We start from the raw sequence: 19,555 nt of genomic DNA on the forward strand, positions 1-19,555 counted from the left end.
ATCTGGATAACTCCTGGTCTCGAGTATGTCGCACGACTTGGTCATTTGACTAGATCTTGCGACTAACTTTTTTTGGTGGTGTCCTAGGATGGGTACGCACATCGAATGGAGGGCCCATGGCACGGGTGTCCGTGGAGGACCGCAGCAGGCAGTTCGTCGAGGCGGCCGCGCGGGTGATCGCCCGCGAGGGCGCCGGCGCGGCGACGACCCGGCGCATCGCCGAGGAGGCCCAGGCGCCCCTGGCCGCCCTCCACTACTGCTTCCGGAGCAAGGACGACCTGCTCGCCGAGGTCTACAACCACCTCAGCCGCGACTACGTGCGCGAGCTCTCCCCGCTGCCGGAGGGCGCCGGGCTCGAGGAGGCCGTCGGGGAGCACATGCGCCGGATCTGGAGGCGCATGCTGGCCGCCCCGCACGAGCAGGTCACGACGTTCGAGCTGCTCCTCCGCTCGCAGCGGCTCAAGGATCCGCAGGAGCAGGAGAAGGCGCTCGAGACCAATCGCGGCATGTACGCCGCGTGGATCCGCTCGACCAGTGCCGTCTTCCGGGCCGGCGCCGCCGCCTCGGGCATCGAACTGGCGATGGACGCGGAGACCGCCGCCCGCTTCACCGTCGCGGCGATCGACGGCATCAGCATGCAGCACCTGGCCGACCCCGACGAGGAGCGCTCGTGGGTCATGGTCGAGGCCCTCGTGGACTCGCTCCTGTGCATGCTGGACCCGGCCCGCCGGGCGTAGCCGCTCCCGGCGCCGCCGCCCGGCCCCGCCGTCGTCCGACCCCGCCGTCGTCCGACCCGGCCGTCGTCCGCGCCCCACCGCCCGACCCCGCCGTCGTCCACGCCCCGCACCCCAGCCCCCACCCACGCCGCGCCCCGACAAAGTGCGCCCTCCGAAAAAAGTGCGCCGGATCAGACAAAACGCTGCGCATCCGACAGCGATGTGTCGGATGCGCAGCGTTTTTTTGGGGGGGATCCGTCCCGCCGGCGCCGGAGGCCCTCCGGCCGGGACGGGGGTCAGGGAGCGGAGGCTAGCCGTTGATGATCTGCGGCGTGCCCAGCTGCTTGAGGCCCTCGACGCCGAACTCCAGCCCGTAGCCGGACTGCTTGGCGCCGCCGAACGGCACGCGCGGATCGACGGTGCCGTGCTTGTTGATCCACACGGTGCCGGCCTCGATGCGGGCCGCGACCTCGCGGGCGGCGTCCGCGTCAGCGGACCAGACGGAGGCGCCGAGGCCCACGTCCAGGCCGTTGGCCATCTCCACGGCCTCGTCCACGGACGAGTACTTGATGATCGGCAGGGCCGGGCCGAACTGCTCCTCGGCCACCAGCGGGTTGTCGTTGTCGATGTCGGCGACGAGGGTCGTCGGGTAGAAGTAGCCCTTCTGCCCCTCCTCCGGGTCGCCGCCGACGACGACGCGGGCGCCGGAGTCCTTCGCGGCCTGCACCAGGCGGTCCACGATGTCGTACTGGGCCTTGTTCTGCAGCGGGCCGAGCACGTTGTTCTCGTCCAGGCCCACGCCCATCGGCATCGCCTGGGCGACCTCGGAGAGCGAGGAGACGACGTCGTCGTAGATGTCCTCGTGCACGTACAGGCGCTTCAGGGCCGCGCAGGTCTGGCCGGTGTTGATGAACGCGCCCCAGAACAGGCCCTCGGCGATCGCCTTCGGGTCCGCGTCCGGCAGCACGATTCCGGCGTCGTTGCCGCCGAGCTCGAGGGTCAGGCGCTTCACGGTGTCGGCCGAGGAGCGGATGATCGCCTTGCCGGTGGCGGTGGAGCCGGTGAACATCACCTTTGCGATGTCCTCGTGCGCCGCCAGCCGCTCGCCCACGTCGCGGCCGCCGGGAACCACGGCCAGCACGTCGGCCGGGAGCGCCGAGTTGAGGACCTCGGCCAGGGCCAGCACGGACAGCGGCGTGTACTCGGACGGCTTCATGACGACCGTGTTGCCCATGCGCAGCGACGGGGCCAGCTGCCAGACGCTGATCATCATCGGCCAGTTCCACGGGCCGATCGCCCCGACGACGCCGAGCGGGCGGTAGAAGAGCTGGGCGTGCGTGCCGTCCTCCTCGACGATGGTCTCCGGCTCCAGCTCGAAGGAGGCCGTGGCGCGCAGCCACGCGACGCACGCACCGACCTCGAAGCGCGCGTTCGGGCCGTTGAGCGGCTTGCCCTGCTCGCGGGAGAGCAGCTCGGCCAGGGCCTCGGCGTTGGCCTCGACGGCGTCGGCGGCCTGGTTCAGCAGCTCGCGGCGAGCGGCGTCTCCGCGGGCGGCCCAGGACGGCTGCGCGGCCTTGGCGGCGGCGACGGCGGCGTCGAGCTCGGCGACGCCCGGCTCGGCGACGCGGCCGACGGTCTCGCCGGTGGCCGGGTCGGTGATCTCGCGCCCGCCGGAGGCCGGCTGGATGGCGGCGAGCAGGTCCGCCGCGGAGGCGAACGTGGACTGGGTGCTCTGGGTTTCCGTGGTCACGGGGTACTCCTCGCGGGTCGGTGGGTTGGGCAGCTGATGGTGGTTGCGGGCCGGGGGGCTTGATTCCAGCTTGGCGCGGGCCGGGCCCCCGCGGCTAGGCCGTGCGTGCCGGGCGCTTGACGATTCGCGCACGCGGGATGCGTCGGCGGAGGGCGGCGGCGGGTGCCGCGGCCCGGGAAGGGGACGACGGCGGCGCCCCGCCGTCGTCCTCCCCTAGCCGTCGGTGTCGTCGAGTTCGCCGCCCTCGCCGACCCGCGCGTACAGGCCCGGGTTCTTGGAGTGCAGGCGGTGCGCCCACCCCAGGGCGATCAGGCCGGGGACGACGACGACCGCCGGCAGCAGCCACGAGAGGACGCCGGCTCCCTCGAGGCCGATCAGGACGTTGAAGTTCGCGACGATGACGGCGAACAGGGCCGTCAGCGCGACGCCGGCCGCGACGGGGGCGACGGTGTTCGTCCAGGGGCCCTCGCCGTGCGGGTGGCGGCGGAAGAAGCCGATGACGGCGAAGCTGGTCAGCGCCATGAGCAGGACGAGCCCGAACGCGCCGGTGTTCGTCAGCCAGGTGAACAGGGTCAGGACCGGGAACAGGGGCCCGTACTCGTGCCCGGTGCCGGCGACGGCGAACACGGCGATCAGCACGAGCGCGAGCCCGGACTGGACGGCCGAGCCGGCGGCGGGGGCCTGCGTGCGCGGGTTGGTGCGGGAGAGCCACGGCGGCAGGACGCCCTCGCGGCCGAGCGCGAACAGGTAGCGGGCGACGACGTTGTGGAACGCGACGAGCGCGGCGAGCAGGCTGGTGATGAAGAGGACGTTGGCCAGGTGGACGAACCAGATCGGGCCGTTCGCGGCGAGGACCTCGAACACGACGCCGGGGCCGAGCTCGGCGGAGCGGGAGACGACGGCGGAGTCGCCCTCGCCGACCGCGACGGCCCAGGCGGACAGGGCGTAGAAGCCGGCGATGACGGCGACGGCGATCAGGGTGGCGCGGCGGGCCGTGGTGCGCGGGTCCTTGACCTCCTCGTTGTAGATGGCGCCGGACTCGAAGCCCATGAACGCGGCGATGCTGAACGCCAGGGCGGCGCCGACGCCCGCGGTGAAGAGGCTGGACGGCTCCAGCGACGTGGCGGTCACGCCCTCGGGGGCCGCTCCGATGGCCATGGCGTCGTAGACGATGACGACGAGGAACTCGAGGGCGACGATCGCGCCGAGGACCTTGGCAGAGAGGTCGACCGTGTTGATGCCCAGCAGGCCCACAATCACCCAGCCGACCAGGGCGGTGGCCCACCACGGCACGACGAGCGCGAACGTGGTCTCCAGGAACGAGGAGGCCGCGAAGCCGAACATGCCGTAGATGCCGACCTGCATGGCGTTGTAGGACACGAGCGCGACCCAGGCCGAGCCGATGCCCGCGGGCTTGCCCAGGCCGCGGGCGATGTAGGCGTAGAACGCGCCGGCGTTGTGCACGTAGCGGCTCATCGCGGTGTAGCCGACCGCGAAGACCAACAGCACGGCGCCCAGGACGATGAAGGACAGCGGGATGCCCAGCAGCCCGGTGACCGCGTAGTTCGCGGTGACGCCGCCCGCGACGACGGTCAGCGGGGCCGACGCGGCGATGATCATGAAGACGAGGGCCGGGACGCCGATGCGGCGGGCCCCGAGGCCCGCGTGCGGCAGGCCGGTGTTGGTGGTGGTTGCCATGGTGTGTGGATCCTCCTGAACGGGATACCTCCAGCGTGCCCGTCGTCACACCCGCAGCTCTATGATTTCCGCGCCATCCGGTTGTCTTCCCGCGCCCGGGATGGCGTCCTCCTGCCCGGCCCCGGGGACGGCTGGGACACATGGGGCGGCCACCCCCTCGACTGGTCCGGCCACCCGGGGACGGCTGGGACACATGGGATGGACCGCGGGCGGCACACACGGCGACACGCCGGGCGACACGCCGGACCGAGCCGCGAGTGCGAGGCGGATGTGTCCCGGCCGTCCCCAACCACGGGGGCGGGAAACCGGCGCGACGACGCGATGTGTCCCGGCCGTCCCCCAACCGCGGGGGCGGGACCCCGAGGGCGGGACCAGGGAGGTGCCCCAGCCGTCCCCGACCGCGGGGGTCAGGCGGCCTGGGTCGCGGAGCGGCGGTACTGGACCGGCGAGCAGCCGTACGCGGCGCGGAAGACGCGGCTGAAGTGCGCGGCGTCGGGCAGGCCCCAGCGGGCGCCGATCGCGCCGACCGGGACGTGGGCCTGGAGGGGGTCGGCGAGGTCGCGGCGGCAGTTCTCGAGGCGGCGCTCGCGGATCCAGCCGGCGACGGTGTTCCCGCTCTCGGCGAAGAGCTTGTGCAGGCTGCGCGTGGACATGAAGTGCGCGGAGGCGACGGCGCCGGGCGAGAGCGACGGGTCGGCCAGCTGGGCGTCGATGAAGTGCTGGATCCGGCGCAGCTGCCGGGCCTGCCCGAGGTCCTCGGCGGCGCCGCGGCTGCCGATCTCGTCCGCGAGCATCGTGGAGAGCAGGTCGACCGTGTTCATGGCCAGCCGGTGGCCGATCGCCCCGTCGACGGTGGGCAGCATCTCCGCGACCTGCCGCAGGAACGGGGCCACGGCCTGGCCGAGCCGGTGGGTGGACCCCATCCGGACCGCGGTCAGCTCCGCCACGTCCTCGGCCGAGAGTCCGAGCATCTGCTGCGGGAACATCAGCACCAGCGTGGAGAAGTCCTCGTCGTACGTCAGCGTGTAGGGCCGCTGCGTGTCGTAGATGGCCAGGTCGCCCGGGGCGAGGACGGTTTCGCGCCCGTCCTGGATCAGGAGCCCGCGCCCGGCGACCTGGACGTTGAGCTTGTAGAACGGCCGGTCCTGCCCGGCGACCAGCGCCGGGGTGCGCTCGACCGTGTGCGCGCTGGCGGAGACCCGCATCAGGCCGACGTCCGCCAGGTGCCCGCCGCCGATGCTGCCGGAGAAGGGACCGGGCCGGACCGGCTCGGCCTCGAGCGGCACGAAGGAGTTCGACACGAGGCGGCGCCACGCGGCGAACGAGTCGGCATGGTGGAGCTGGTACACGGCGGGACCTCCGGACAACGACGGGCGCGTGACTCGAGTCACACGGTTGTCAATGTACGCCCGCCGCCGCCGGATGTCACGTTTTTTCTCCGACCGTCGAGAATTGGCGGAACAGGTCAAGCTGGACGTCCAGCTGCGCCTCGAGCGCGTCGGGCGTATTGAAGTCCGCATCGAGCACGGCCACCACCTGCGCCCCCAACAGGAACGTCAGGAACGCCTCGCCCACCGCGTCCACCGGGAAGCCCGCCGGAAGCTCGCCCGCATCCCGGGCCTGGCGCAGCCAGCCGCGCACCGAGCGCCGCCACTCGAGCATCGCGGCCGAGTTCGTGCCGGCCTGCGCGGCGTCGTGGATCGCGGCCTGCCAGAACGGCAGCACGACGCGCGCCTCGTCGCGGCGGTCCTCGTCCAGGGGCAGGACCTCGAGCGCGAAGGCCCGCAGCGCCGCGAGGCCGGTGGCGCCGTCGACGGCGACGGCGACGCGCGCGTTCGTCCTGCCGAAGACGTACTCGAACGTGGCCTGGACGAGCTCGGCCTTCGTGGGGAAATACGGCTTGAGGGCCCCATTGGCGAAGCCGGCCTCGGCCGCAACCTCCCGCAGGGTGGCGCGCTCGAGCCCGAGGCGGGCGATGATCCGCCACGTCGCCTCGACGAGTTCGCGGCGCCGGGCGGCATGGTCGACGATCTTCGGCACGGGGTTCCTTTCCGGGTCTTGCCACGATCCTAGGTCGTACGTATTCTCTACACACATAGAAAATAAACGTGGTTCGGATCACAGGACCCTGCGGCCCCGGTCACTCCGGCGGCCGCCCGGGACCACCGGACACCCGGCGGACCGCCCGCACCCCACCCCGAGCCCCACGCGTTCCACCCCGACCAGGAAGGCCAGCCATGAGCACCTGCCACGAGCCAACCCACGAGACGGCCGGCGCCACCACCGCCGTCGCGGAGGCCCCGGAGGGCGCCGCCGTCGTCCCCACCGCCTACTCGCTCGCCACGCCCGGCGAGATCACCGCGGTCCGCGAGGCCCTCGAGGCCGCGGACCTCTTCCCGGAGACCGCGCGCATCGCCTACCTCGGTCTCGTGGACCCGGAGCGCGGGACCGCGTCGGACGCCGAGACGGACCGGCGCTTCCGCGTCTTCCTGCTCGACACCGCCGGCGCCCCGCCGCGCGACGTCGTCGTCTCGGCCGCCACGGCCGAGGTGCTCTCCAACACGGAGCTCGACACCTCCGTCACCGGCGAGCTGCCCGTCCTGGAGGAGGAGTTCGAGGTCGTCGAGCGGATCCTCTCCACCCACCCGGAGTGGCTGGCAGCCCTCGAGAAGCGCGGCCTGGAGGTCGAGAAGGTCCGCGTCGCCCCGCTGTCCGCGGGCGTCTTCGAGTACCCGGAGGAGAAGGGCCGCCGCATCCTGCGCGGGCTGGCCTTCGTTCAGGACCACCCGGAGGACTCGGCCTGGGCCCACCCGGTCGACGGCCTCGTCGCGTACGTCGACGTCACGAACCACACGGTGGACCAGGTGCTGGACCTCGGCGTCGTGCCCGTCCCGGCCGAGCACGGCAACTACACGGACCCGGAGCTGACCGGACCGATCCGCACCACGCAGAAGCCGATCGAGATCACCCAGCCAGAGGGCCCGAGCTTCACGGTCACCGGCGGCAACCACGTCGAGTGGGAGCGCTGGAGCCTGGACGTGGGCTTCGACGTCCGCGAGGGCCTGGTCCTCTACAACATCGGGTTCGAGGACGGCGGCGCCACCCGGCGCATCCTCAACCGGGCCTCGATCGCCGAGATGGTGGTCCCCTACGGCGACCCCTCCCCCGTGCGCAGCTGGCAGAACTACTTCGACACCGGCGAGTACCTGGTCGGCCAGTACGCCAACTCGCTGGAGCTCGGCTGCGACTGCCTGGGCGAGATCCACTACATCTCCCCCACCGTCTCCGATGCCCGCGGCAACGCCCGCACCATCGCGAACGGCATCTGCATGCACGAGGAGGACCACTCGATCCTCTCCAAGCACTCCGACCTGTGGAGCGGCGTGAACTACACCCGCCGCAACCGCCGCCTCGTGATCAGCTTCTTCACGACAATCGGCAACTACGACTACGGCTTCTACTGGTATCTCTACCTCGACGGCACCATCGAGTTCGAGGCCAAGGCCACCGGCGTCGTGTTCACCAGCGCGCACCCCGGCGGGGACTACCCGTACGCGTCCGAGATGGCGCCGGGCCTGGGCGCCCCGTACCACCAGCACCTGTTCGGGGCGCGCCTGGACTTCGCGCTCGACGGCGGCCCCGGCCGCGTCGAGGAGGAGGACGCCGTCCGCGTGCCGGTCTCGGCCGAGAACCCGCGCGGCAACGCATTCACGCGCAAGCGCACCGTCCTGGCCTCCGAGGCGCAGGCCGCCCGCGACGCCGACCCGTCCGTCGGCCGCGCCTGGGTCGTCTCCAACCCGGCGAAGCAGAACCGCCTGGGCCACGACGTCGCGTACAAGCTGCACCCGCAGGGCCAGCCGACGCTGCTCGCCGCCGAGGACTCCTCCATCCACCGCCGCGCCACGTTCGCGTCCAAGGCCCTCTGGGTCACCCGGTTCGACGAGGCGCAGCGCTACCCGACCGGCGACTTCGTCAACCAGCACTCCGGCGGGGCGGGCCTGCCCGAGTGGGTGCAGGCGGACCGGCCGCTCGACGGCGAGGACCTGGTCGTCTGGCACACGTTCGGCCTGACGCACTTCCCGCGCCCGGAGGACTGGCCGATCATGCCGGTCGACACCGTCGGCTTCAAGCTGCGGCCCGAGGGGTTCTTCGACCGCTCGCCCGTGCTCGACGTCCCCGCCCCGGCCCCCGGCAAGCACTGCCACCGGTAGCCATGGGCGCGCCAGCCGCGGCCGCCGCGACGACCCCCATCGTGCGAAGCGGCGGCCGCACGTCCTCCCGCCCGCCGCGGGTGGCGGCCCGCCGGGAAGCGGCCCGCCGGGCCACCGGGCCGGTCGCGGGCCGCGGCGGGGCGTCCTGCCCCGGCGCGGCGGCCCGGCCCCGCGCGGCCAAGGCGGCGGCCGCGCTGGCCGCCCTCGGTGCCGCCGGGCACCTGGCGCTGCTGGGCGCGCACGACGGCGGCGCCCTCGCCACCGCGGCCGTCGGCACGATGGCCGTGGCCTGCACCGGATGCGCCGCGAAGTCCTGGCGCCGGCCCACCGCCCACGCGCTGCGCTGGCTGTGGGGCATGGCCCTGGCGATGGCGCTGTTCCACGCGGCCTGGCTGCTGGGCGTGCCCGGCATCGGTTCCGGGCACGCCGGGCACGGCGCGGCGGGCCCGGGCGCCGCCGGCGGATCCGGCCACGGGGCGGCCGGGCTGATGCTCGCCGCGATGGGCCTCGAGCTCGCGGTCGCGTGGGCCGCGGCGTGGGCGCTGCGCCCGGTGCCCGCCGCCCCGCGGAACGCCTGAGGCTCCACCGCTGCGGACGGGCGCCGCCACGAGACCTAGGATCGCCCGCGGCCCGCCCCTACGCTGGGCCGTGTCCGCCGGACCCGGCGGCCGCCGAGAGCAAAGGGGAAACCCGTGCAACGCACTCCGAAACCATCCGCGAAGCTCCTCGTCATCGGGATCGCGCTGGCCGCCATCGTGGGACCGCTGCTGATGTCCATCGGCTCGGTGGTGGGCATGGCGGCCGCGGCGTCGTCCTACACGATGATGATGGGCCTCGGCCCGGCCGCCCAGGGCGGGGACCCGACCGGGGGGATGCTCGCCGGCGGCGGGATCGTGTTCGTTCTCGGGCTCGTCGTGAGCATCGTCGGCGCCGTCATGGCCCTGATCGGGCTGTACCGGCTCGCCTCCACCGTCGACGCCGCCGGCGAGCGCATCCTGCTGGACGGCGGCTACGGCCGCGGCATGGACCTGGGTTCGACGCCGCCGGCCGCGCCCGAGCGTCCGCGCAACCCGACCGGCGCCCCGCCGGCCCCGACGCACGACCCCGAGCCGCCGACCCGCCCGCAGGGCCCGGTCCGCTAGGCGCGACGGGTCCGCCGGCCGCCACCCCCCTCCGTGCCCAGCCCCGGGAATGTTGAAGCGTCAATATCCATTGTGCCGGATGACCGCCACGACCCCGGGAGGATACGGACCATGCTGCAGGCCATCGTCATCGGCGCCGGACAGGCCGGCTTGGCGGCCGCCCGCCACCTGGTCCGGCTGGGCCTGGAGCCGCGGACCGACTTCGTGGTCCTCGACGCGAACGACGGGCCGGGCGGGGCCTGGCGGCACCGCTGGCCGTCCCTGACGTTCGGCGGCGCCCACGGCATCCACGACCTGCCGGGCCTGCGCCTCGGCACGCCGGACCCGCGCGAGCCGGCCTCCGCCGTCGTCACCCGCTACTACGGCGAGTACGAGCAGCGCTTCGACCTGCCCGTGATCCGCCCGGCCGCCGTCCGCCGGGTCGAGTCCGACGCCCCGGAGGGTCCGCTGCGCGTGGTGACGGACGCCGGCGCCTGGGAGGCGCTGGTGCTGATCAACGCGACCGGCACGTGGGACCGCCCCTACTGGCCGCACTATCCGGGCCGCGAGGCGTTCCGGGGCCGCCAGCTGCACACCCGCGACTTCCGGTCCGCCGACGAGTTCCGCGGACAGCACGTCGTCGTGGTCGGCGGCGGCACGTCGGCCGTGCAGTTCCTGCTGCAGCTGCGCGACGCCGGCGCGACCACGACCTGGTCCACCCGCCGCCCGCCGCAGTTCACGGACCGGCCGTTCGACACCGAGTGGGGCCAGCAGGTCGAGCGCAGCGTTGCGGCGCACACCGCCGCCGGGAAGCTCCCCGCCAGCATCGTCTCCGACACCGGCCTGCCCCTCACCCCCGAGTACCGCCGCGGCATCGCGGACGGCACGCTGGTCTCCGCCGGCCCCCTGGCGGCGCTGGAACCCGGCGGTGTCCTGCTCCGCGACGGGACCCGCGTCGCGGCGGACGCCGTCCTGTGGGCCACCGGCTCCGTCCCGTGCTGGACCACCTGGCCCCGCTGCGGCTGCGGGAGCCCGACGGCGGCGTCAGGACCGACGGCGGCGTCCAGGTGCTCAAGGACCCCCGCGTGCTCTTGGCCGGCTACGGGCCCTCGGCGTCCACGCTCGGGGCCACGCGGGCCGGACGCGCCGCCGCCGTCGCCGCCGTGCGCCGCCTCGAATCGCTGGTCCCCGCCGCCTGAGCCACCCGTGCGCCAAAGCGTCACCCGCGCCCCCTAGGATTCAAGACGTGGCCGGTTCCCGCCGGGAAGCGGCCGCGGACCGCGCCGGCGCCGCGAGGGACGGCGGCGCCGCACAGCGAGTGGACCAGGACAGGGGGTCGCGTTCATGCGCATCCACTTCGGCATGCTCTCCGACCGCGCCCCGTGGGTCGCCCGCCAGTCGCGGCTGAACGAGGTCACGGCCGGGCCGCTCACCATGGCGCGCCTGCTCCAGACGCGCCTGGGCCTCACCCGGCCGGAGACCACGCACACCCACCGGATCGGCCAGTACCTGCTGCGGTTGCAGCGCGTGGACTCCCCCGGCGCGTGGGTGCACGGCTCGCTCTCCGTCGATCCCTGGGCCACGGCCCGCAAGCTGCTGGCCGACCGGGACCTGCTCGTCTCCCACGGCTGGGACGGAACGGCCCCGCCCGGCGCCTCGGACCGGCTGGCCACGCTCGCCGCCGCCGAGGCCGCGCCCGGGGAGCTCGAACCGTCCCTCGCCGACGACGTGCGCGAGCTGCGCGGCCTGCTGCCCGGCGACTTCCCGCTCGGGATCGGCGAGGTCGTCCTGCGCCACGCCCGTGCCGCGTTCCCCGCGATCTGGCGCGAGATCCTCGACCGGCTCGAGGCCGGCGGGGCCGCCATCACCGAGGCCCCGGCCCCCACGGGGCCCCTGCCGGAACTGACCGTCCTGGAGGCGGACACGGAGTGGGAGGCCGCCGAGCACGCCGCCCGGTGGCTCGCCGCCGGGGCGGCCGGCCGGGCGACGCCGCCCGCCGCGGGGGCGGGCGCGGAGCCGACGACGGCGGTCGCCGCGAGCGCCCCGACGGCGGTGCTCGACCACGCGCTGGCCCGGCTGGGCCTGCCCCGGCTCGGCGTCTCGGAACGCTCGCCGTGGCACCCCCAGGACCAGATCGTCCCCCTGTTCCTCGAGACCCTCTGGAGCCCGGCGGACGTGGCCCTGCTCGGCGAGCTGCTGGCCCTGCCGATCTCCCCCGTGCGCCGGCCCGCCGGCCGTCGCCTGCTGGCCGCCCTGGCCGACGAGCCGGGCCTCGGCGGGGACGCGTGGCACGCGGCCCTGGCCGACATCGCCCAGGGCGACGACACCGGGCACCACCCGGGGCTGGAGGAGCCGGACCCGCAGCTGGCCGCCGACGTGGACCGGCTCTTCCACCGCGGCCTGTTTCCGGCGCACGAGCCCGCACCGACGGCGGCGCTCATCGAGGCGACCGGGTGGCTGGAGGCCCGCCTGCGGGACCGCCGCTTCAGGCACCCCGAACTGCAACGCACCCTGGACGAGCTCCGGGAACTGCAGGGCCTCCTCGCCGCCACCCCGGAGGCCACGCGCCAGGAGGTCCGCCGGCTGGCCGCGCTGACGGCCTCCGGGGCGCGCAGCCCGCTCGCCTTCCCGGAGGCGGCCCCGTGGACGCGGCTGGAGCGGCTCGACCAGCTGGCCGCCCCGGCCGACGGCGTGCTGTGGTGGGGCTTCGACCAGGCCACCGTGCCCGCGCCGCGGCGCTTCGACCCCTCGGACGTCGCGGCCCTGGCCGCCGCCGGCACCCACCTGCCCGATCCCGCGGACACGGCCCGCCTGGCCGTTGACCAGACGCTCGCCGGGGCCCGCCGCGCCGGCTCCCTGCTGGTGGTCCGCCCGCTGACGCTGAACGGGGAACCGGTCGAGGGCAACCCGCTGCTCGAGGCGCTCGCCGCCGAACTCCCCGGGGACGAACCCGTCGGCGACCGCCTCGCCGCGCGCACGGTCCGCGCGCACGACCTGGCCGGACCCGAGTGGCGTCTGGCCGGCCGGTCCGCGCGGCTCGAGCCCGTCCCGGGCGCCGCCGTCGTCCGCCCCGCGCCCACGCTCAGCGCCCCGCGCTCGGGCCCGCTCGACCTGAAGCCGCTCTCGCACACGCAGCTCTCGACGCTGCTCGGCTGCTCGCTGGCGTGGGCGCTGGAGAAGCTCGGCCGGCTCCGGGTCCCCAGCGAGGACGCCCCGCCGGAGGGCAACCGGCTCCTGGGCCTGCTGGCCCACAAGGTCGTCGAGCTCGTCCACGGGCAGCTCGCCGCCGCGCACCGCGCCGTCCCGACCGAGGCGGAGGTCGAGGCGGTCGTCGACCGGATCCTGCCCATCCACGCCTCCGAGCTGCTGCTGCCGGGCCGCGCCGCCCAGCGGTCGGCCGTGCGGGCGACCATCGCGCGGAACACGGTGCTGTTCTTCGCCGCGCTGCAGCGGGCCGGCATCCGGTTCACGGCCAGCGAGCAGGAGTTCGAGGTGCCGCTCGAGCTGGATCTGGGCGGGCGGCAGGTCGAGACGACCCTGCGGGGATTCGCGGACGTGGTCGGCCGCGACGAGGAGGACCGCACCGTCGTCGTCGACCTCAAATGGACCAACTCCAGCAGGTACTACCGCCGCGCCATCGAGGAGGGCACCGCCGTCCAGCTCGCCCTCTACCAGTGGGCGCTGGCCCAGGCGGCCGCGTCCGGGGAGGGCGCCGCGGAGGGCGCCGCGGCCGTCCCCGGGGACGACGGCGGCGCCCCCGGCGGTGCGGACGCCCCGGCCGGTGGGGTCCCGCGACCGGGAGGCGGCCCGCGCACCGCCTACTTCCTGCTCAAGCAGGGCGAGTTCGCGACGGCGGACCCGGTGTTCGGACCGGCCGTCGAGGAGCCGGCGGACGCGGGCGGGCTGTGGGAGCACGCGATGGCGACGGCGGCGGAGCGGCTGGCGGCGGTCGCGGCCGGGGACATCGGGGCGGACCCACTCGTGCGCGCCGCGGAACGGGCCGCGTCCGGGGAGAAGGAGGAGGCCCAGCGCGGCCGGCTCGTGGCCGAGTTGCGGGCGGCCGGGCGCTTCCACGGCGGGGACCCGTGCCGGTTCTGCGACCTGCAGCGGCTCTGCGGACTGAAGGGGGACTACTCGTGAGCGGGCTCGACGCGACCACGATGATCACGGCCAGCGCCGGCACCGGCAAGACGTTCACCATCACGGAGCGGATTGCGCGCCGGCTGGCGGACGGGCTGCCGGTCGACGCGGTGCTGGCGACCACGTTCACGCGCAAGGCGGCGGGCGAGCTCAAGGAGCGCATCGCCGCCCGGCTGCTGGACACCGCCGCGGGGCACGAGGCCGACGGGAACCCGGAGGAGGCCCGCCTGATGCGCGAGGCGGCCCAGGGCCTGCCGGCCTCCCTCATCGGGACCGTGAACGGCGTCTGCGACGCGCTGCTGCGCGAGTTCGCCATCGACCTGGGCCTCTCCCCCGAGCTGGAGACCATCGCCGAGGAGGAGCAGGCCGGGCTCTTCGCGATCGCGGTCGACGACACCCTGGCGGACTACGCGGGGCGGCACGCGGCCCTGCTCGGGCGCCTGGGCGGGGACGACGGCGGCTGGCAGGAGCAGGTGCGCCGGATCTGCGGCGAGGCCCGCGCCAACATGATCGAGCCGGACCAGCTGCGGGCGCAGGCGCACCGCTCGTGGGACGCGCTCGCCGCCCGGCTGCCCGGCCCCTCCGCCGGGGACCCCCGACCGCAGTGGCGGCACCTGGCCCGCCAGTTCTCGCTGGACCTCGAAGCGGCCCTCGCCTCCGGGACGGACCCGGACGGCAAGCCGCTGAACACGCAGGCCAAGAACTTCAAGAAGGCCGTCCCCGAGGTCCGCCAGGTCCTCGACCGGGTGCTGCGCGCCGACGCCGCGGAGCTGCCGTGGGACACGTGGCGCAGCCTGGCCTCCCTCTCGGGCGCCCCGGCGTGGCTGAACAAGCTGCACGCCCCGCTGGCGGAGGCGATGGACGCGGACGACGACGACGACGGCGGCCTGCTCGGGGCGGCGCCCCTCCACGGGGACCTGGAGGCCCTGATCCTGCTGGCGTTCGAGTGCGCGGCCGACTGCCTCGAGGGGTTCGCCGAGTTCAAGCGCGGACACGGGCTGCTGGACTTCACGGACCAGGAGACGCTGGTCGCGCGGGCGCTGCAGGAGAACCCGGGCTTCCGGGAGTCCTTCCGCCAGCGCGTGCGCTTCCTCGTCGTCGACGAGTTCCAGGACACGAGCCCGCTGCAGCTGCGCCTGTTCCTGACCATGTCGGAGCTGGCCGGCGAGGCGGTCTGGGTCGGCGACCCCAAGCAGGCCATCTACTCCTTCCGCGGCACGGACCCGGAACTCATGGCCGCCGTCGTCGCCGCCGCCCCGTCCGTGGAGCGGCTGCGGCACTCGTGGCGCAGCCACCAGCAGGTGCTCGACGCGACCAACGCGGCGTTCGCCCCGGTCTTCGGCACCCTCGGCCTCGCCCCCGAGGACGTCGAGGTGTCCCTGCCCCCGCAGCGTGCCGGCGCGACGGACGGCTCGCTGCACGCCTGGACGCTGCAGGGCCGGACGAAGCCGGACGCGCACGCCTGCCTCGCCGCCGGCGTGCGGGAGCTGCTCGCGGACGGGACGCTGCCCGGCGGGCCCGTGCCCGCGGGCCGGACGGCCGTCCTGGTGCGCACGAACGCCGAGGCCCGCGCGGTGGCGGACGCCCTCGAGGCGCTCGGCGTCCGCTCGTCCGTCCCCGGCGAGGGGCTGCTCGGGGCACGGGAGGCGCAGCTGGTCCGCGCCGGCATGGCGTGGGTCGCGAACCCGCGGGACACCGTGGCCCTGGCCGAGCTCGTCGCGCTGCTGCCGGGCCACGCGGCGCACTCCGCGTGGCAGGCTGAGCTCCTCTCCGGGGCGGACCCGGCGGACACGCACGCCCGGTGGGCCGCCGATCCCGTCCTCGAGGGCCTGCACCGGGTCCGCGACGCCGCCGGACGCTGCACGCCGACGGAGGTCCTCGAGGAGGTCGTCGCGGCGCTCGGCGTCGTGGACCTCATCAAGGGGTGGACCGACCCGGCGTCCCGGCTGCGCACGCTCGACCTGCTGCGCGGCGCCCTGGACCGCTACTACGAGACCTGCCGGGCGCGGCGCCGGCCCGGGACCCTGCGCGGGGCGCTCGCGTTCCTGGCCGCCGACGAGGCCACGGGCGCGGAGAACGCGGGCGGCGACGTCGTCAACGTCCTGACCTACCACAAGGCCAAGGGGCTGGAGTGGGACGCCGTCGTCGCCTCGTCCCTGGACACGGAACCGCGCTCGGGCGTGTTCGGGGCACACGTGCAGAAGGCGGAGGAGTTCGACGTCGCGAAGCCGCTGGCCGGGCGCTGGATCCGCTACTGGCCCAACCCGTTCGGCTCCCAGCTGCTCGTGAAGCACCTCGCCGGCTGCCCCGAGGACCAGGAGTCCCTCGCCCGGCACACGGCCGACCTCGCCCGCCTGTTCTACGTGGGGCTGACGCGGCCGCGCCGGCACCTCGTCCTGGCCGCGCCCGGCGGGGCGCCGAAGGGCCTCAACGCCCTGGGCGTGCCGGACCTGGCCGCCTGGCAGGACGGCGGGCTCGTGCTCGGCGGCCGGCCGCTGCCGGCGCGCGTGGGCGAGTACGCGGCCGACGACGGCGGCCCCGCCGCTCCCCGACCGGCGGCGCGGGCCCACACTGACCCCTCCCACGGCGGGCCCGCGAGCTACGCACCGGCCCGCGTCCGGGCGAGCGCGGAACAGGTGGGCGCCGGCGCCGGCGTGCGGATCGAGCTGGCCGCGACGCTCGGCCAGCCGCTGATCCCGGCCGGGGCGGCCGGGTGGGACCGCGTCGGCTCCGCCATCCACGCCTACCTCGGCACCGGGTACGCCGCCCTGGACGAGCCGACCCGCCTGCGCCTGGCCGGGACCGTCCTGGCCCGGTGGGGCGTGGAGCGGCTCGTGGGGCCGGAGACGCTGGTCGAGGCCGGGCGCCGGCTGGACGCCCACCTGCTCGCCGAGCACCCCGGCGCGCGCCTGCACACGGAGGCGGCGATCGGCTGGTTCAACGCGGACTCGCAGACGATGGAGGGCTGGATCGACCTGCTCGTCGAAACGGCGGACGGGTTCATCGTCGTCGACCACAAGTCCTACCCGGGCCGCGACCCGGTGGGTCACATCCGCGAGCACTACGTCGGCCAGCTGGACCTGTATGCGCGGGCCGTGGAGGACGCGACCGGCCGGCCGGTCGTCGGGCGGCTCGTGCACCTGCCCGCCCGCGGGGAGGTCTACTCCGTCGGCGCCCCGGCGCCGGCCTAGGGACCCGCTCCGCCCGCACCGGACGCCGCGGCCGCCGCGCGCACCGGCGGCGTGGCGTGCGGCGGTCCCGCCCCGGTCCCCCCGCTGCCGGGCGCCCTAGCCGAGGTGGCGGCCGAACAGGCCCGCGGCGAGCGCCCAGACGCTGCGGCCCGCCGCCTCGTAGCGGTGGTGCAGGTCCTCGGGTTCCGCGTCGCGCCGGTAGAGCGTGGCGTTCTGGTCCAACAGGACCTGGGCCTCGCCGTCGTGCAGCAGGCTCCAGAACCCGTAGGCCCCCTCGGGGCCGGGCGCCGAGTCGGCGCGGGCCCGTTCGGCCCCGCGGAACCCGGTGAACAGGTGCCTGGCCTCGGCGGCGTCCCCGACGGCGGCCGCCGCGCGGGCCGACCACGGACGGCCCGCATCCTGGGTGGCGGCCAGCACGCACGCCACGAGCCGGTACGTCAGCAGGTGGCCGGCGGTGCGCAACCGGCGGGGAGGCTCGGCCAGGCCGGCGGCCTCCTCGACCAGCGCGACGGTGGCCGCCGCCGAACGGGCGAACGCCTCGGGCCAGACCAACTCCAGCGTCCTGGCCTCCGGGCCGGACAGCCCGGCGCCGGCCCCCGCGTCGGGGTCGACGGCGGGCGTCCCGTCCTCCCCGTCCTCGGCGGGCGGCCCCGGGACGCGGATGGCCCCCGCCCGGTTCAGGTCCACGACGGGGCGCGTCCCGCCCTGCCGGTACACGGCGAGGGAGTCGCACGGGATCTCGGGGCCGCGCCGCTCGTGGACGACCAGTCCGGCGTGCCGCCGGCACAGCTCCGTCGCGAGGGCCCAGCTCCGGGCCGCGACGAGGGGGAAGTCGATCCTGGGGGTCGTTTGCGTTCCGGTGGCGCCGTCGTCGTCCATGGACCCATCCTGCACCCCCCACCCCGCCGCGGCCAGACCCCGGAAGCCGGGGAGCCTAGGCGCGGTCCAGCGCGTCCCGCAGCGCCCCGAGGATCAGGGCGACGGAGGCGGGGGTCGCGTTGGGCCCCATGAGCCCGATGCGCCAGACCGTGTTCGCGTACGCGCCGACGCCGCCGCCGATCTCGAGGTCGTAGCGCTCGAGGAGGAAGCGCCGCACCGCGGCGGAGTCCACGCCGTCGGGCACGTGCACGGTGGTCAGCTGCGCCAGGCGGTGCCCCTCGGCGGCGAAGAGCTTCAGCCCCATCTCCTCGAGGCCGTCCTGCAGCGCCCGGCCGGCCGCCTCGTGCCGCGCGTACACGTTCTCCAGTCCCTCCGCGAGGACCCGGCCGATGCCGGCCTCGAGGCTCGCGACCATGGCCACGGGGGCGGTGTGGTGGTAGGTGCGCTGCCCGCCGCCCGTGCCGGTGGCGTACCCGCCGAGCAGGCCGAGGTCCAGGTACCAGGACTGCGGCTTCTCGACGCGGCGCCCGTAGGCGCGGTCGGAGATGGTGAACGGGGCGAGTCCGGGTGCGACGCCGAGGCACTTCTGCGTGCCCGAGTAGCCGACGTCGATGCCCCACTCGTCGGCGAGGACGGGCATGCCGCCGAGCGAGGTCACGCAGTCGGCGACGAGCAGGGCGTCGCCCTTGACGGCGCCGAGGGCGGCGATGTCGGAGACGACGCCCGTGCTGGTCTCGGCGTGGACGGCCGCGATCACGGTGGGGTTCGGGTGCGCGGCGGCGACGCGCTCCGCGTCGACCGGCGTGCCGTACTCGTGGTCGACGCGCACGACGTCGGCGCCGGTGCGCGCGGCGACGTCGCACATCCGCTCGCCGAAGAGCCCGTTGACGGCGACGACGGCGGTGTCGCCGGGGCGGAGCGTGTTGACGAAGGCCGCCTCCATGCCGGCCGACCCGGTGGCGCTCAGGGGCAGCGTGCGGGCGTTCCTCGTCCCCCACAGCGTGCACAGCCCCTCGCACGCCCGGTCCATGCGGGCGATGAACTCGGGGTCGAGGTGGCCGAGCAGCGGCAGGCCCAGCGCCGCGGTCGCCTCCGGGTACGGGTTGGACGGTCCGGGGCCGAACAGGTGGCGGCTGGGCACGGGCTGGGACATGGTGCGCGTTCTCCTTCGACGGCGGGGCCTTTCCGCTCCACCCTAGCCGCGCCCCGTGCCCGGGGCGTCAGCCCTCCGTCAGGTTGACCTGGTAGGACTCGAGCCGCGAGATGAGCCCGTCGGTGAACGTGAAGACGTCGCAGAACGTGAACTCCAGGTCGCCGCCCTCCGCGAGGCCGACGCGGCCGGTTCCCTCGGCCACGACGATGTTGTCCTCCTCGACGAGGCGGCGCACGGTCAGTTCGGGCCGGCCGGGCGTGACGTCGTTCGTGATCTCCCCGGCGAACTCCTCCTTGCCGACCAGTTCCTTGTGGCCGTGGATCACCCAGATGACGTCCTCGTGGACGCGGTCCAGGATCATGTCCCGGTCCAGACGGCGGAACCCCTCCACGTAGGCCTCGACGGCCGATTTCTGTGCGGACATGGCGCGCTCCTTCCATTCGTCGTTGGCCCACCCCACCACAGGGTGCGGCCCCCGGGGAAGCCCCGGGCCCGGCTCCCGCCGGACGGGGCACGGGAGCCCCGGCGGGACCCGGTCCGCGCGGGGCCGCCCCCGCCACGGTTAAAAGGGAACAGGCGGCGGACCACCGTTCGCGTGGTCCGCCGCCCGTGTTCCGGGGCCCGGGGGGGGGGGGGGGGGGGGGAGGAGGCCGCACGGGGGGGGAGGCGCACGGTCGGGGGGGGTGTAGGAAAAGA

At 75.0% G+C, this 19,555-nt stretch carries 14 protein-coding genes; 7 read left to right on the forward strand and 7 right to left on the reverse strand.

The genetic code is table 11. From position 1 onward, the window contains the following. Positions 1-116 precede the first annotated feature (116 nt). The gene (locus AC1Q5D_RS07545; protein WP_481737964.1) at positions 117-737 is read left to right on the forward strand and encodes a TetR/AcrR family transcriptional regulator; all 621 of its coding nucleotides are present in this window, start codon (positions 117-119) and stop codon (positions 735-737) included. 289 nt (positions 738-1,026) lie between these two features. Here AC1Q5D_RS07545 and AC1Q5D_RS07550 read toward each other — a convergent pair whose 3' ends face one another. The 4 genes from AC1Q5D_RS07550 to AC1Q5D_RS07565 form a co-directional block, all read right to left on the reverse strand. Continuing rightward, positions 1,027-2,466 carry an aldehyde dehydrogenase family protein gene (locus AC1Q5D_RS07550; RefSeq protein WP_481737965.1) on the reverse strand — a complete coding sequence of 480 codons (1,440 nt, stop codon included), beginning with the start codon at positions 2,464-2,466 and terminating at the stop codon, positions 1,027-1,029. 213 nt (positions 2,467-2,679) lie between these two features. Further along, complete coding sequence (locus AC1Q5D_RS07555; protein WP_481737966.1) at positions 2,680-4,164, reverse strand: APC family permease; 1,485 nt, start codon at positions 4,162-4,164, stop codon at positions 2,680-2,682. Positions 4,165-4,571: 407 nt separating this feature from the next. After that, positions 4,572-5,513, reverse strand: coding sequence for an AraC-like ligand-binding domain-containing protein (locus AC1Q5D_RS07560; protein WP_481737967.1), 942 nt, complete (start codon positions 5,511-5,513; stop codon positions 4,572-4,574). A 76-nt stretch (positions 5,514-5,589) separates the two neighbouring features. Then, complete coding sequence (locus AC1Q5D_RS07565) at positions 5,590-6,204, reverse strand: TetR/AcrR family transcriptional regulator (RefSeq protein ID WP_481737968.1); 615 nt, start codon at positions 6,202-6,204, stop codon at positions 5,590-5,592. 197 nt (positions 6,205-6,401) lie between these two features. On the opposite strand from AC1Q5D_RS07565, the gene AC1Q5D_RS07570 reads away from it, so the two are divergent. The 6 genes from AC1Q5D_RS07570 (at position 6,402) to AC1Q5D_RS07595 (ending at position 16,827) form a co-directional block, all read left to right on the forward strand. Then, the gene (locus tag AC1Q5D_RS07570; protein ID WP_481737969.1) at positions 6,402-8,375 is read left to right on the forward strand and encodes a primary-amine oxidase; all 1,974 of its coding nucleotides are present in this window, start codon (positions 6,402-6,404) and stop codon (positions 8,373-8,375) included. 2 nt (positions 8,376-8,377) lie between these two features. Further along, positions 8,378-8,953 carry a hypothetical protein gene (locus AC1Q5D_RS07575; RefSeq protein ID WP_481737970.1) on the forward strand — a complete coding sequence of 192 codons (576 nt, stop codon included), beginning with the start codon at positions 8,378-8,380 and terminating at the stop codon, positions 8,951-8,953. Positions 8,954-9,067: 114 nt separating this feature from the next. Further along, the gene (locus AC1Q5D_RS07580) at positions 9,068-9,517 is read left to right on the forward strand and encodes a hypothetical protein (RefSeq protein ID WP_481737971.1); all 450 of its coding nucleotides are present in this window, start codon (positions 9,068-9,070) and stop codon (positions 9,515-9,517) included. A gap of 111 nt (positions 9,518-9,628) precedes the next feature. Continuing rightward, the gene (locus AC1Q5D_RS07585; protein ID WP_481737972.1) at positions 9,629-10,732 is read left to right on the forward strand and encodes an NAD(P)-binding domain-containing protein; all 1,104 of its coding nucleotides are present in this window, start codon (positions 9,629-9,631) and stop codon (positions 10,730-10,732) included. A 108-nt stretch (positions 10,733-10,840) separates the two neighbouring features. After that, positions 10,841-13,636, forward strand: coding sequence for a PD-(D/E)XK nuclease family protein (locus AC1Q5D_RS07590; protein ID WP_481737973.1), 2,796 nt, complete (start codon positions 10,841-10,843; stop codon positions 13,634-13,636). Next, positions 13,633-16,827, forward strand: coding sequence for a UvrD-helicase domain-containing protein (locus AC1Q5D_RS07595; protein WP_481737974.1), 3,195 nt, complete (start codon positions 13,633-13,635; stop codon positions 16,825-16,827). Before AC1Q5D_RS07590 ends, AC1Q5D_RS07595 begins: the two co-directional genes overlap by 4 nt. Before the next feature lie 96 nt (positions 16,828-16,923). On the opposite strand, the gene AC1Q5D_RS07600 is transcribed toward AC1Q5D_RS07595, so the two are convergent. From AC1Q5D_RS07600 to AC1Q5D_RS07610, 3 genes are all read right to left on the reverse strand, one after another. Further along, on the reverse strand, positions 16,924-17,706 hold the full coding sequence (locus tag AC1Q5D_RS07600) for a TY-Chap2 family putative peptide chaperone (protein WP_481737975.1): 783 nt from the start codon (positions 17,704-17,706) through the stop codon (positions 16,924-16,926). A 55-nt stretch (positions 17,707-17,761) separates the two neighbouring features. Next, on the reverse strand, positions 17,762-18,859 hold the full coding sequence (locus tag AC1Q5D_RS07605) for a pyridoxal-phosphate-dependent aminotransferase family protein (protein WP_481737976.1): 1,098 nt from the start codon (positions 18,857-18,859) through the stop codon (positions 17,762-17,764). Positions 18,860-18,926: 67 nt separating this feature from the next. Beyond that, the gene (locus tag AC1Q5D_RS07610; RefSeq protein ID WP_481737977.1) at positions 18,927-19,283 is read right to left on the reverse strand and encodes a nuclear transport factor 2 family protein; all 357 of its coding nucleotides are present in this window, start codon (positions 19,281-19,283) and stop codon (positions 18,927-18,929) included. Positions 19,284-19,555: the final 272 nt, after the last annotated feature.

This window comes from Arthrobacter paludis, assembly GCF_056782315.1.